Here is a 13,369-nt window from a genome sequence, read left to right as displayed (position 1 = left end):
TTTTCACAAAAACAATTCTAATCAAATTAAAAAATCAATTCAGGTTAGTATCAGATTTAAAATAGATAGTATAAATTTGCAGCATCTTAAACTATTTGCTTTGAAGCTTTTCGAATCTATTAATGAATTTCATTCCAACAAGAAAACTATTCTAACTCTTGGAACCTTTGATGGCGTTCATATTGGTCATAAAAAAATTCTTGAAAGACTCAATCAAAATACGGAAAACGGAAAATATGAAAGTTTAGTGCTTACTTTTTTTCCGCATCCGAGAATGGTTTTACAGGAAAAATCAGAAATTAAACTTTTAAATACGATTTCAGAAAAATCTAAACTGCTGAAAGCAACCGGAATTGAAAACCTGGTAATCCACCCCTTTAATGAAAGTTTTTCAAGACTAACCGCCGAAGAATTTGTCCATTCTATTTTAGTTGATCAGTTTCATATTCATAAAATAATTATTGGCCACGATCATCGTTTTGGACGAAACAGAACAGCCAATATTGACAATTTAATCGCTTTTGGTGCTGAATATGGTTTTGAAGTTGAACAAATTTCTGCTCAGGAAATCCAGGATGTTTCAGTAAGTTCGACTAAAATCCGTAAAGCATTACAAGAAGGCAATATGGATTTGGCCAATGAATATCTGGGGTATGCTTATTTTTTAACCGGTGAAGTTGTAAAAGGAAAACAACTAGGAAGAACAATTGGTTTTCCAACAGCCAATATCGAGATTAAAGAAGAATACAAACTGGTTCCTAAAAATGGCGTTTATGTTGTGAAGACTTGTATTGATCAAAAAGAAGTTTATGGTATGATGAATATTGGTTTCAACCCAACTGTAAATGGTCAAAAACAAACTATCGAAGTAAATCTTTTTGATTTTGATGCTGACATTTATGGCCAAAAACTTGAGATTTACATGTTAAAATATCTTCGTGAAGAGCAAAAATTTGGTTCAGTTGATCTACTGAAAGAACAACTGAATCAAGACAAAAAAAGGGCATTGGAATTTGTGAGCCAAATCTAAAAAACTCATAAAACATTGTTTTTGTTATTTTTAAATTATTGTATCTGTTTTTTTAGTAAATTTAATACACCATACTGTTTATCAAACATTTACTATTAACTTCTTTAAAAATAACCATTATGAAATTACCGAAAGAAATTGTCAATGGATCTTTAATATTCCTTGGCATTGGCATTTATTTTTTATTGATGAATGTGTTAGGCTTAGCAGATTTGTTTTATTTACGTACACTGAATGTATTTTTTATCTTTTATGGTGTAAACAGAACGATGCAAATGAACCTGCACGAAGGGGAAACTAATTTTGTATCAAATGCTGTCTCGGCAATGGCAACTTCCGTAGTTGGGGTGTCGATGAGTGTTTTCGGATTATTAGTTTACAGTTATGCCAGAGGTGGTGATGCCTACGTACAAACCTTATCGGAAGCGTTTATGTTTGGCGGAAACCCATCTGTTCCCACTTATTGTATTTGTTTGCTTTTTGAAGGAATCGCTTCTTCTGTCATAGTTACTATGATGATGATGTTATACTGGAATAATAAATACATAGCCGATTAATTTTTGAAAATAAAAAGATTAAATAAGCACTCTAAAATCATATAATTGTACATTTTTATGATTTTAGGGTGCTTATTTTTTGAAAATAACTACCAAATATTCATTTACAGAAATCAGCATTGGTTGATTAGAACAATTTAACTACTTTTGAAGCATCAAAAACAATGTATCAATGAGCATTACAAAACACAACTGGACCAAAGACGAAATAATTGCCATATATAATAAACCTATGATGGACTTGCTGTATGAAGCAGCAACAATTCACAGACAAAAACACGATCCGAACGTAGTTCAGGTATCAACATTACTATCTATTAAAACCGGAGGCTGTCCTGAAGATTGCGGGTATTGCCCTCAGGCTGCACGTTACAACACAGGCGTTGAAGGAAATGACTTAATGAGTGTAAGTCAGGTAAAAGCTCAGGCTTTGCGTGCCAAATCAAGCGGATCATCCCGTGTTTGTATGGGAGCTGCCTGGAGAAACGTAAAAGACGGTGAAGAATTTGACCAGGTTTTAGAAATGGTTCGTACCATCAACAAACTGGATATGGAAGTTTGCTGTACTTTGGGTATGATTACCGAAAATCAGGCGCAGCGTCTGGCTGAAGCAGGTTTATATGCTTACAACCATAACTTAGATACTTCTGAAGATTATTATAAAGATGTTATTTCAACACGTGCTTTTGAAGACCGTTTAGAAACAATAGAAAACGTTCGTAAAACCAATGTTACGGTTTGCAGTGGCGGAATTATCGGAATGGGAGAAAGTATTGAAGACAGGGCCGGAATGCTGGTTGCGCTTTCTACGTTAAATCCACAGCCGGAATCGGTTCCAATTAATGCTTTGGTAGCTGTAGAAGGAACTCCTATGGAAGATGAAAAACCAGTTGAAATCTGGGAAATGATTCGTATGGTAGCAACCACAAGAATCGTGATGCCGGATACTCAGGTACGTTTATCTGCAGGAAGAACCAATATGAGCCGAGAAGGTCAGGCAATGTGTTTCTTTGCAGGAGCGAATTCTATTTTTGCAGGAGATAAATTGCTTACCACACCCAACCCAGATGTACATGAAGATATGAAAATGTTTGAAATGTTAGGGTTAAATCCCCAAAAAGCTTTTACAAAAGTATCTCAGCCTAAAACAGTTGAAGCAGAAGATTCTCAATTTGCTCCGTTAGGTGAAAAACCAAAATGGTCAAGACCGGGACACACTATCGATAGAAATATTGAGGCTTCAGGAAAATTAAAAGTATAATATTACCCGAATATATATAAAAATGCTTTTGCCTCAATTTGTCAAAAGCATTTTTTTGTTTTAATTATTTGAAATTGTTTCTCTTAATTCATTTCCCAGCATTTCAAACTTCTTTATGGCATTTCCGGAAACCAAATCCTTGTCAACTGCCATTTTTAAAGTTCCATTTTTAAAAGTGACTGTATAAACTATTTCATCTGAATCGGATTTTTGCCATATCAAAGTTTTACCTACTGATTTCATATATTTTGTATCCAGATTGTCCATTAATATTGTTTTTACTTTTTCGTTTTTATCTGAATCAAAATGGGCTTTAAGACTATAAGATGAATCCGAATTTTGAATTGAGACTGACGAACTTGAAGTCTTGCTGTATTTCGATGTATTTGTATTCTGGCTGTTCGCTAAAAAACTAAAAGCCATACAGATAATTGCTAAAATAATTTTCATAATATGCTGATTTAATTGTTAATCTTAAATTCAAAACCCAATCCCCTCACGCTGGTTATAGTGATATTGGAATCTTCCCTAAAATATTTCCGTAATCGACTAATAAATACATCCATACTTCTTCCAGAAAAAAAATCTTCGTTACCCCAGATGTTCCTTAAAATTTCTTCTCTTTTAACGACTTTATTTCGATTTGCATACAAAAACCCAATCAATTGAGCTTCCTTTTCAGTAATACGATGCGTTATTATTTCGTTTTTCAATAAATAATTTTGGCTATCGAAAGTATAGTTTCCAATTTCAAATTTGTTTTCCAGAAAAATTTTACCCTCTCTCTTCTGGTATCGTTTTAAAATATTTCCTACCCTCAAAATTAATTCTTCTACTTCAAAAGGCTTTACGATATAATCATCTGCTCCCAATTTCAGACCTTTGATTTTATCTTCCTGAAGTGATTTTGCAGTTAAAAAAACAAATGGCGTTTCTGGATAATCCTCAACAATTTTTTCGGCTAATGTAAAGCCGTCCATTTGCGGCATCATGACATCCAAAATACAAATATCTGGCTGACCTGAAGGAAAAGACAATAAGGCTTCTTGGCCATTTTTTGCCCATGTTACCTTAAATCCTGAAAACTGAAGATATTGTTTCAATATTGAAGCATAATCAAAATCATCTTCTACTAATAAAATGTGTTTCATCATAACGGAATTGACATTAAAAACAAGGCACCTTTATCTTCTTCACTAATTACTCTTATTTCTCCATGATAGGCTTCAACCAACTGTTTTACATAAAATAATCCTAAACCGAGACCTTTGGTGTTATGAAGATTTCCTTTTTCTACTCTGTAAAATTTATCAAAAATGGCTATATGTTCTTTTGTTGAAATTCCTTTTCCATTGTCTTTTATATTGAGTAAAAATTTATCCTCAATGCAATTCAACTCAATATTTATTTGCGTAGCTCCGTATTTCGCAGCATTGTCCAGAAGATTTACCAGAATTGTATTAAGGTGAAAACGATCCATTTTTATGTTAATCGTTTCTTTTATTTGATGACAAGAAATTGTAATGTCAGTTTTAGAAAGCCTGAAATCATCAATTATTTCTTCAATTTCATTACAACCGATTCCGATTTCGGAACTCCTATCCGCTACAGGATTGAGTGAAACCCCTGCAACTTGCTGAAACAGTTTTTGAAGTTTGGAGTTTTGCCTTTCCAATAATGATAATGTAGTTTTATAATCATCATTAGACATTTGTTTCTCTTTACGTTGTAATGTCTTGATTGCGACATCCATTGTTGCCAGAGGAGTCTGAAACTCATGTGTAATATTGTTCACAAAATCCGTTTTTATATCGGCAATACGTTTTTGATTAATCAGGTTTTTAATCGACAGATAATACAGATACACGACAAAAAACATCAGAACCACTGAAAATAAAAGCAATCCTGCCATTTGACTTAAAATCGTTTTTTGCCAGTTTGCAAAACTGTAATATTGCTGTGTTTTCAATAAAATAGTGTAATTCGTTTTTTTTGAATCAGGATTGTCAAGTTCATTGTTGTTTTCCCAGCTTGCAATAGAAGAAGAAATTTCATTATTGCTTTTTATTTTATTATCAAAAATCAGCAATTTGCCCTTATAAATAGTATCAATTTTATTATCTGCAATAATTATCAATGATGTTAAATAATCACTGTAGCCAATATTATAATCTTCTGTTTTTTTTCTCTTATCCATATGTTTTTTCATAGCATCGGAAAGTGAATCATAACTTTTTTGAATTAATTCTAAATATTCTTTTTTTGATATTTTTTTATCGACATATCTTTTGGCAGACTTTGCCAAGTTATCCATCCACGTATCTTTTATCGCATCAAATTCAGGATGATCTTCCAAATCTGTTACCTGCTTTTTGATTTTAGCATTTACTTCTCTTTCTGTGAGTTTATAAGTATTGTAAATAAAATAACCCTGAATGACCGCTAATGCGATCACTGTAAAGATACAGGCTCCTATTAAATACCCAATTTTCTTTTTCTTTTGCATACAATTATACTATTAACCAAAACAAATTTACCTTAATAATTCATTTCACGTTTCAACAAACAGCTGATTAACCCTTTATTAACCAAATCCTGAAATGAATACCATAACTAACCGACTATTCGGTCAATAGACTCTCGTCGCTGCTATATTTTACAAAACCCTTTAACCCATCGTTAACCCTCTATTAACCCAATACTTGAAAGAGCTTTCAGAGATTTGCTCCAAACAAATCATCATTATGAAACAGTATATTTTTTTATTCTTGTTATTCCCTTTTATAGGAATTGGACAGCAAAAAATTTCAGGAACTATTTTAGATTCTACTAAAAATCCTGTAGCATTTACTGCTGTTGTACTATTAAAGCAACAAGATTCATTGTTTTATAAAAGTACACAAACAGATGAAAAAGGTTTTTTTGAAATAATCGAAATTGAAAAAGGAAATTACATTTTGACAATCAACACTTCTGGATTTTCTGAAAAGTATCTGAATATTGATTTGCAAAACGATACTCAACTTACACCAATTATCCTGGATCAAACTACTGAAATGCTCAATGATGTAACCATTACGGCATCAAAACCAATCATTAAAAGAAAAATTGACCGATTAGAATTCACGGTAGAAAACTCCTCCCTTTCAAACAATAATGCCTGGGAAATATTGGGTAAGACACCAAGTGTGACGACGATGAGTAATGGCACTCTGACAGTACGTGGAAGTAATAGCATTCTGGTCACTATTAACGACAAAAAAGTGTACTTAACAGGCGATGAATTAAAGCAATTTTTAGAAACCACCAATGGAGAAGATATTAAATCGATTGAAGTCATTACAAATCCGCCGGCTAAATATGAAGCACAAGGTGTAACAGTTTTAAATATCAAATTGAAAAAAAATGTAAAATTAGGATATAAAGGAACGGTTTCGGGCTCATACGTGCAATCCATTTATCCAAAAGGAGTTATTTCGACAAGCCATATTTATAAAGGAGATAAACTTTCTCTTTCCGGAAGATACACTTTAGGATCGGGAACGTATGTTAGAGAAGGACAGGATTTTGTTCATTATTTAGATGATTCCGGAAAAACCGTTTCAGTTTGGAAAAGCAATTTGAGGAGAAAAAATAAATCGGCATCACAAAACTCATATAATTTGAACTCCGAATATGAAATCGACAGTCTAAACACGCTCTATTTTGGAGCAAGCGGTTCAATAACACCTAATGTTCATGGCTTTTACAATGTTCCAACTTATATTTACGGTGGTAAAGGTCATCTGGATTCATTATATGTAACACAAAATAACAGAAAAAAAACATCCAGAAACAATGCTTATAATTTATCGTATGATCATAAATTCAAGGAAAAAGAGAAACTTTCATTTTCTTCAGATTATACTTTTTATTATTATAATGAAAATCAGGATGTATTTTCTTCTTTTTCATTACCCGATAACATTCCTTACAGAGAAAACCGTTTTATAAGCGATAACAATCAACAAATTCAGCTTTTTTCAGCACAGTCAGATTATTCTAATGAAGATAAAGGCATCGAATTGGGAATTAAATTTGGAAAAGTAAAAGCAGACAGTCAACTTAATTTTAAAGATCAAATCAATGGAGAATTAATTGAAAATATAAACAGGACTAATCAATTTTTATATGATGAAAATATTTTAGCAGGATATGCAAGTTATAATAAAGAGATAAAAAATTGGACCCTTAAAGCAGGACTGAGGGGAGAATACACGAAATTAGAAGGCAACTCGGTGACAATAACGGAAACAATCGAACAAAATTATTTTAAACTTTTCCCAACTTTTTATGCTCTTTATAAAGCTAATGAAAAAAATCAGATTGGGTTTTCTTACGGAAAACGAATCAGCAGACCACAATATAGCTGGCTAAATCCTTTTCGGTCTTATTATAATTCCTATTCTTACTTTATTGGAGATCCCAAATTACAGCCCACGATCATACACAATCTGGATTTGACCTATATTTTAAAAGATAAATACAATTTTGATTTATATTACAGGCAGGAAAAGAATCCTTCAATGGAAATCTCTTATCAGGATTATGAAACGACTACCGTTATATATCATCTTACCAATATTGAAAAAAACAGTGCTTTAGGATTGGAATTTAATACTGATCTTGTTTTATTTGACTGGTGGGAATCTGGTATTCAAACCGGAATAAATTATACTCAGGATACTTTTCAGGGAATTGATGAAAAAATGTATCAAAATAAGCGTTTACAATTCAATGGAAGCTCTAATAATCGGTTTACTTTCAATAAGAAAAAAGATATCACTGCAGAAGCCAACTTTTATTATAACTCTCCTTCTGTTCAGGGTACATTTACTATTAGTCAATCCACAAGTTTAGATTTTGCATTCCGTAAAAAAATATTTCATGATAAATGGGAGCTTTTTGCTATTTTTTCAGATGTTTATCGCGGAGAAAAACAAACAGTCACGACCAATTATGCCAATCAATATAATTATTTTACCGATTACAGTGACAGCCAGAATTTCAGAATAGGATTTAAATACAACATTGGAAATCAAAAATTAAAAGAAAAAAACAGAGAACAGACTGAAGAGCAAAAAAGACTTTAAATAAAAATAATCCATTCTATTATTAAAACCAAAGGGTTTATTCAAGTCAAAAAATTAATTAAATGAGTTAATAAATCTCATTAAATATTTTTAAATTGCTCATAGCTAATACTATAAGCAATTTTTTTATTTTAAGAGATGAAGTTAGAACAAATCCAAAGGGTAAAAAAAATCTCGAAAGCTGATTTTATTTCCCAATATGTAAAAAAACAAATTCCGGTTGTTATTGAAGAGCTGACTGAAGACTGGCCGGCTTATCATAAATGGAGATTATCCTATATTAAAGAAATAGCGGGTGATAAAACTGTTCCTTTATACGATGACAGGCCTGTAAATCACGAAGATGGTTTTAATCAGGCTCATACTTCAATGAAGATGCATGATTACATCAATTTGCTTGAAAAAAAACCAACAAATTATCGCATTTTTCTTTACAATTTAATGAAAGATGTTCCTTCCTTAAAAAATGATTTTTTATGGCCTGATATTGGCTTAAAACTAGTCAGACAAATGCCGATGTTATTTTTTGGCGGAGAAAATTCAAAAGTTTTTATGCATTACGACATTGACTACTCAAATATTCTTCATTTTCATTTTCACGGAGAAAAGCAATGCATGATTTTTTCACCAGATCAGTCAAAATATATGTACAAAGTGCCACATGCTTTAATTTCGAGAGAAGATATTGATTTTGATAATCCTGATTATGAAAGATTTCCTGCCCTGAAAAATGTCGAAGGGTATATTACAAATCTGAAACATGGGGAAATGTTATATATGCCAGAAGGTTACTGGCATTACATGAAATATTTGACACCAGGTTTTTCTATGAGTTTACGCTCTTTTCCTAAAAGCATTACCAATTTATCGAAAGCAGCTTATAATGTTTTTATTATGCGGCATTTTGATATTTTGATGCGCAAATTCAAAGGACAGAAATGGATTGACTATAAAAATGAAAAAGCCATTCAGAATACACATGAAAATTTACTCAAGAAAGCTTCTTAAAAAATCACTTTTTTTGTTTCTACAGCATTTTCAGTTGTAATTTTAAAAACCAAAACCTGATTTTTAGGTTTCAGATTTGAAATGGTTAGTATATTTTGATCGGAGTTTTGTTCAAAAACCAATTTACCCAATGTGTCAAAAATCTGAACTTTTTGAATAATTAAATCTTCTGATTCTATAACTAATTGGCCTTTCTTTTGGTAAACTACGAGTCTTTTTTTATTTGGTAAAATTTCCTTGGTATCTAATGTTTTATTAATAAATTTCAAAACAAAACGATTATTAAAAACTCCTTTGCCGGTCGAAAAACTATAGGGCTCATTTTTTAAATTATGCAGAATCATTTTGTCCTTATCTTCAAGATAAACTGATTGACTGTTAAAACTTTCATCAAAATGGTCAATACTTATGATAAAATCCCCATTGATTTGGGTTTTATATCCCAGTGTAATTTCATCTGAATCATGAAAAGGGAATTCCCTGCCTTGTATAGTCCAGTTCATTCCTTCATTAAAACTATAAAAATCTATATATTTATTTCCGTCAAATGTTTCTCCATCAAAAGCTAAATCATAACCATTTGTAGCTCCTTCAATATAACCTATTAAAAGCTGCTTGAACGCATTTTCATCATTGGTAAGATTGAGCCATATTCTGGTTTTTTCTGTTATTTTATTTTTTTTGGCAATTTTAACCGGTTTAAAAAAAGATGAATTCTGTTCTATAATCCGCATCCCATTTTCAAACTTCACTTCTCCGGCGGTTACACTCTGAATAAAAAAAGATTGTGCTGCAGCAATTTTACCTTCTGGTAAAGTTTCATTTTTACCAGAAGCCAGTGAAGGTCTGGTTCCTACCCCACCCAATAAATTATAAACAGCATAATCATCTGAAGTATACTTGTTGGCAAAAGGGGTATTGTGGGTCCAGAAATATAGGGTTCCTTTAATGACATCTAAATTGTCTGTTAAAAATGTATCTGCATCAAGTGCTGAAGGATATGGATTGCCAATTAAATTGAAACTATCCGTATTACCAATAGTAGTTGTAATTTTTCCGTTAATAGGGATGCCTTTAAAAATAGCTTCATATTTTTCAGGAACGGTAGCTGATAAATTCTGTGGCCCGCGAATGATGTAACCTTTTCCTAAACTCATACTAGTTGATGGGATTTCCTCTCTCCAATAATTTACCTCAGGATCAAAAGAGAAAAATTTATCTGATAATGTATTTGGAGAAACATCTGTCAATTTATGGTTTTCGACAGGAGAAGACCAATACGTATAATCGAATTTTAAAATAGGTGTTGTTTGTCGTTTAAGATGAATAATTCCTGTATTCACCAGTTCATCATCTGACTGATATAAAGATGCCGAATCTTCTAAAATCAAAATTCCCGAGCCTGTATAATTGAAACTTAACCCAAGAGTTTTTCCACTTAAAATTGTTACTGTTTTAGCTGAATTTATACTACAGCTACATCCATTTGCTGAAACTGAAAATAAATAATCTTCATCAAAAGTTAGTTCTTTTGCTTCTGACGGAAATCCGTTAGACCACTCTGAACCATTCCATTTTGAACTATTAGTACATAATTTTAAGCGAGAAATCCTATGCTTTGCTATTCCTGAAACCGAATTAAAATTACCTCCGATTATTAGTTTATAATCGACTGTAATTCCCATCGTATATAAAGTACTATTAAGACTTACTGAAAATGAGGTTTCGAAAACACCATTCGTAGACAAACGCAATAAACGCAAAGAGACTGTCCCGTTGTAATTACCGGAAAAAGCACCTCCAATCAAAATTCTGTCATCGGGCTGCACCAAAATACTTCGAACATCACCATTACTAAAGCCAGTTCCTGAATTAAAAGTGGTATCTAAACTTCCGTTGGCATTCAGTCTTAAAATACGTTTTTTTGAAACTCCATTGTAATTTAAAAAAGAACCGCCCACAATAATTTTTCCGTCAGATTGCAGATCAAGTGCATATATGTTTTTATCGAACCCAGAACCTACAGAAAAACTATTGTCTATACTTCCATCGGCATTTAACCGTATTAATTTAGAATATCCTATTCCGTTAAACGTATCAAATCTTCCTCCTAAAATGATTTTTCCATCAGCTTGAACTAATATTGCATCAATAGTTCCGTTTGCCCCTGTACCAGTATTAAAACTGCCATCAATTGTACCGTCTTGCATTAATCTCACTATGCGGCCAAACGTTACACCATTATATTTAGTAAAACTACCTGCAGCCAATATTTTTTGGTCTGATTGAACAGCTACAGAAAATACCTGCCCATTGAAACCACTTCCAGAAACAAAACTATTATCTAAACTCCCATCAGGTAAAATTCGGGCAATGCGATTACAAATTGTATTGTTATAACTGGTAAAAATTCCTCCTATAATAATTTTGCGATCTAGTTGTTGTACTGCCGTTTTTATGGTGTTATTAGCACCTGTCTGTGCAGAATTAAAACTGGCATCCAAATTACCACTTGGTAAAATACGTGCAATTCTTGAAGAAGAAAATCCATTAAATTTTGAAAAATTACCAAAAACCATTGTTTTATTATCTGGCAATGGCAAAACTTTTAAAACCGAATTATCGAACCCAACTCCGGCCGAAAGATAACTAATATCATGAATTCCATTTGTATCAATTTTCGCCAGTTTACCTTGGTTTTGAGAGTCAAAAACCGAAAAAGAACCGCCAATGTACCAATCCCCTTCAGCTGAATTTGCTAAACTATATACCGATGCAGAACCAGGACCGGCTCCTATATCAAAGTCAGATTTAATTGTTCCGTCAGGATTTAAAAGTATTAATCTGTTTACATCTTTTCCATTATACAAATCTGTAAAAGAGCCTCCTAGCATAATATTTCCTGCAGCGTCTGTTTTAATAACATTTACAACGCCATTACTTAACCCTGTACCTGATAAAAAACCAGAATCTATTGTACCATTTGGATGTAATCGAATAATTCTGTTTGCTGCTATTCCATTATAATTTGTAAATTCTCCCCCAAGAATAATTTTACCATTCGGTTGTAAAACCATTGCATGGATTTCTTCATTAAATGCATTTCCTGTATTAAAAGTCATATCTAAACTTCCATCTGGATTTAACCTAATAATTCGATTGACATCTACTCCATTAAATTTTAGAAAATTCCCTGCCAGAATAATTTTACCATCTGACTGAACTTGTATTGCATTAATATTTGCAGGAGCACCGTAGCCAGTTAAAAACATGGTGTCTAAATTTCCATCAGGCAAAATTCTGGCAATCCTGTTTACTGTAATACCATTATACTTTGTAAAGCTTCCTACAATTATAATTTTTCCATCTGTTTGCTGCACAATATGATTTACTATACCAGAACTGGCAGCTAATGAAGTATTAAAAGCAGTGTCATGAGAACCGTCACTATTTAAACGAATAAGCCTTCCTGTTGTAAGTCCTTTATAACTGGTAAAATTACCTCCAACAATGATTTTGCCGTCAGGCTGAATATACGATGAATACACTTTTCCATTAAAACCGGAGTCTGTATTAAAATTTTCATCAATTGTTCCGTCTGCCTTCAATCGTGTTAAATACGAAAGTGATTTTCCATTTAAATTTAAAAACTCTCCCCCCACAATTAAGTTCCCATCTGTTTGTATTGATAAAGTTCTTATTGTATTATCGAAGCCGTCACCATTATGACCATCATCATAAGTATTGAAAGATATATCTACTTTTCCCTGCTGGGCATTATTGTGAATCGATAAAAGAGAGAAAAAAATGGTCAGGAAGAAATGTAATTTTGATTTCAAAATATAGTAGGTTGGTTAATTATTTTCTTGTTTTTATTAGTAAGAATTTACCCGCAATTTATATTTATAACTAATTTATTGCAATACCCACATTTAGTGATTTTCACAATAATATATGAAATGCAAACTACACTTTAAAAACAAAAAGATCCGATAACGAAAGTTATCGGATCTTTTTTATTGTTTATCCCGTCCTGAAATAAGTTGACTTATTATAGGGCGCTTCAGTTTTTGTTATTTTATTTAAAAATCACTTTTTTAGTTGTAGTTGTACCATTCTCCAGAACTACTTTGACCAATAAAATCTGTTGGGCAAACGGAAGGTTCTGCATTACCAGCTCAAGATTATTCACGCTCTCTTTTTTGTACAAGTATTTTCCAGAAAGATCGTAAATAAACACGTTCTCAATGTTCTCTACAGTCGAATTTACGGTAATGTTTTTATTCTGAATTACAACTGAAACTGCATCCTCTGTTGTTTCAAAATCTCCTGTACCTAATGTTTTATTGGTATATTTTAATACAAAACGATTATTGAAGGT

10 protein-coding genes are annotated in these 13,369 nt (G+C 32.2%); 5 read left to right on the top strand and 5 right to left on the bottom strand.

What is annotated here, in order from left to right:
• The first annotated feature begins 100 nt into the window (after nt 1–100).
• The 3 genes from ACEN2I_RS18880 (at nt 101) to bioB (ending at nt 2,848) form a co-directional block, all read left to right on the top strand.
• Nucleotides 101–1,030 (top strand): bifunctional riboflavin kinase/FAD synthetase, encoded by a 930-nt coding sequence (locus ACEN2I_RS18880; protein ID WP_441767648.1) that lies wholly within the window; start codon nt 101–103, stop codon nt 1,028–1,030.
• A 119-nt stretch (nt 1,031–1,149) separates the two neighbouring features.
• The gene (locus ACEN2I_RS18875; protein WP_441767647.1) at nt 1,150–1,587 is read left to right on the top strand and encodes a hypothetical protein; all 438 of its coding nucleotides are present in this window, start codon (nt 1,150–1,152) and stop codon (nt 1,585–1,587) included.
• A gap of 172 nt (nt 1,588–1,759) precedes the next feature.
• The gene (gene bioB, locus ACEN2I_RS18870; protein ID WP_441767646.1) at nt 1,760–2,848 is read left to right on the top strand and encodes a biotin synthase BioB; all 1,089 of its coding nucleotides are present in this window, start codon (nt 1,760–1,762) and stop codon (nt 2,846–2,848) included.
• 60 nt (nt 2,849–2,908) lie between these two features.
• Here the strand turns inward: bioB and ACEN2I_RS18865 are convergent, their stop codons facing one another.
• From ACEN2I_RS18865 to ACEN2I_RS18855, 3 genes are read right to left on the bottom strand one after another with little or no spacing between them, the layout of a single operon-like run.
• Nucleotides 2,909–3,298, bottom strand: a complete 390-nt coding sequence (locus tag ACEN2I_RS18865) for a hypothetical protein (RefSeq protein ID WP_441767645.1) — start codon at nt 3,296–3,298, stop codon at nt 2,909–2,911.
• Between the two features lie 11 nt (nt 3,299–3,309).
• Nucleotides 3,310–3,999, bottom strand: coding sequence for a response regulator transcription factor (locus ACEN2I_RS18860; RefSeq protein WP_441767666.1), 690 nt, complete (start codon nt 3,997–3,999; stop codon nt 3,310–3,312).
• The gene (locus ACEN2I_RS18855) at nt 3,999–5,354 is read right to left on the bottom strand and encodes a sensor histidine kinase (protein WP_441767644.1); all 1,356 of its coding nucleotides are present in this window, start codon (nt 5,352–5,354) and stop codon (nt 3,999–4,001) included. Before ACEN2I_RS18855 ends, ACEN2I_RS18860 begins: the two co-directional genes overlap by 1 nt.
• A 238-nt stretch (nt 5,355–5,592) precedes the next feature.
• Here ACEN2I_RS18855 and ACEN2I_RS18850 point away from each other — a divergent pair, with 238 nt between their 5' ends.
• Together ACEN2I_RS18850 and ACEN2I_RS18845 are read left to right on the top strand one after the other, a co-directional pair.
• A complete protein-coding gene (locus ACEN2I_RS18850; protein ID WP_441767643.1) occupies nt 5,593–7,980 on the top strand; it encodes an outer membrane beta-barrel family protein in 2,388 nt (795 codons plus the stop codon).
• A gap of 138 nt (nt 7,981–8,118) precedes the next feature.
• On the top strand, nt 8,119–8,988 hold the full coding sequence (locus tag ACEN2I_RS18845; protein ID WP_441767642.1) for a cupin-like domain-containing protein: 870 nt from the start codon (nt 8,119–8,121) through the stop codon (nt 8,986–8,988).
• Here ACEN2I_RS18845 and ACEN2I_RS18840 read toward each other — a convergent pair.
• Together ACEN2I_RS18840 and ACEN2I_RS18835 are read right to left on the bottom strand one after the other, a co-directional pair.
• On the bottom strand, nt 8,985–12,827 hold the full coding sequence (locus ACEN2I_RS18840) for a T9SS sorting signal type C domain-containing protein (RefSeq protein WP_441767641.1): 3,843 nt from the start codon (nt 12,825–12,827) through the stop codon (nt 8,985–8,987). The two genes, ACEN2I_RS18845 and ACEN2I_RS18840, sit on opposite strands and share 4 nt — an antisense overlap.
• A gap of 239 nt (nt 12,828–13,066) precedes the next feature.
• The coding region (locus tag ACEN2I_RS18835; protein ID WP_441767640.1) for a T9SS sorting signal type C domain-containing protein at nt 13,067–13,369 on the bottom strand (303 nt) is incomplete at its 5' end.

Origin of the sequence: Flavobacterium sp. W22_SRS_FK3 (assembly GCF_052113665.1) — a bacterium.
Taxonomy (GTDB): domain Bacteria; phylum Bacteroidota; class Bacteroidia; order Flavobacteriales; family Flavobacteriaceae; genus Flavobacterium.
The sequence above is the reverse complement of the archived record's forward strand: the minus strand, read 5'-3'. Positions and strand labels throughout refer to the sequence as shown.

Bases quoted from the DNA above. Each gene is read 5' to 3' on its own strand.
- ACEN2I_RS18875 (WP_441767647.1), top strand. From the start codon at position 1,150: ATGAAATTACCGAAAGAAATTGTCAATGGATCTTTAATATTCCTTGGC.
- bioB (WP_441767646.1), top strand. From the start codon at position 1,760: ATGAGCATTACAAAACACAACTGGACCAAAGACGAAATAATTGCCATA.
- ACEN2I_RS18865 (WP_441767645.1), bottom strand. From the start codon at position 3,298: ATGAAAATTATTTTAGCAATTATCTGTATGGCTTTTAGTTTTTTAGCG.
- ACEN2I_RS18860 (WP_441767666.1), bottom strand. From the start codon at position 3,999: ATGAAACACATTTTATTAGTAGAAGATGATTTTGATTATGCTTCAATA.
- ACEN2I_RS18855 (WP_441767644.1), bottom strand. From the start codon at position 5,354: ATGCAAAAGAAAAAGAAAATTGGGTATTTAATAGGAGCCTGTATCTTT.
- ACEN2I_RS18850 (WP_441767643.1), top strand. From the start codon at position 5,593: ATGAAACAGTATATTTTTTTATTCTTGTTATTCCCTTTTATAGGAATT.
- ACEN2I_RS18845 (WP_441767642.1), top strand. From the start codon at position 8,119: ATGAAGTTAGAACAAATCCAAAGGGTAAAAAAAATCTCGAAAGCTGAT.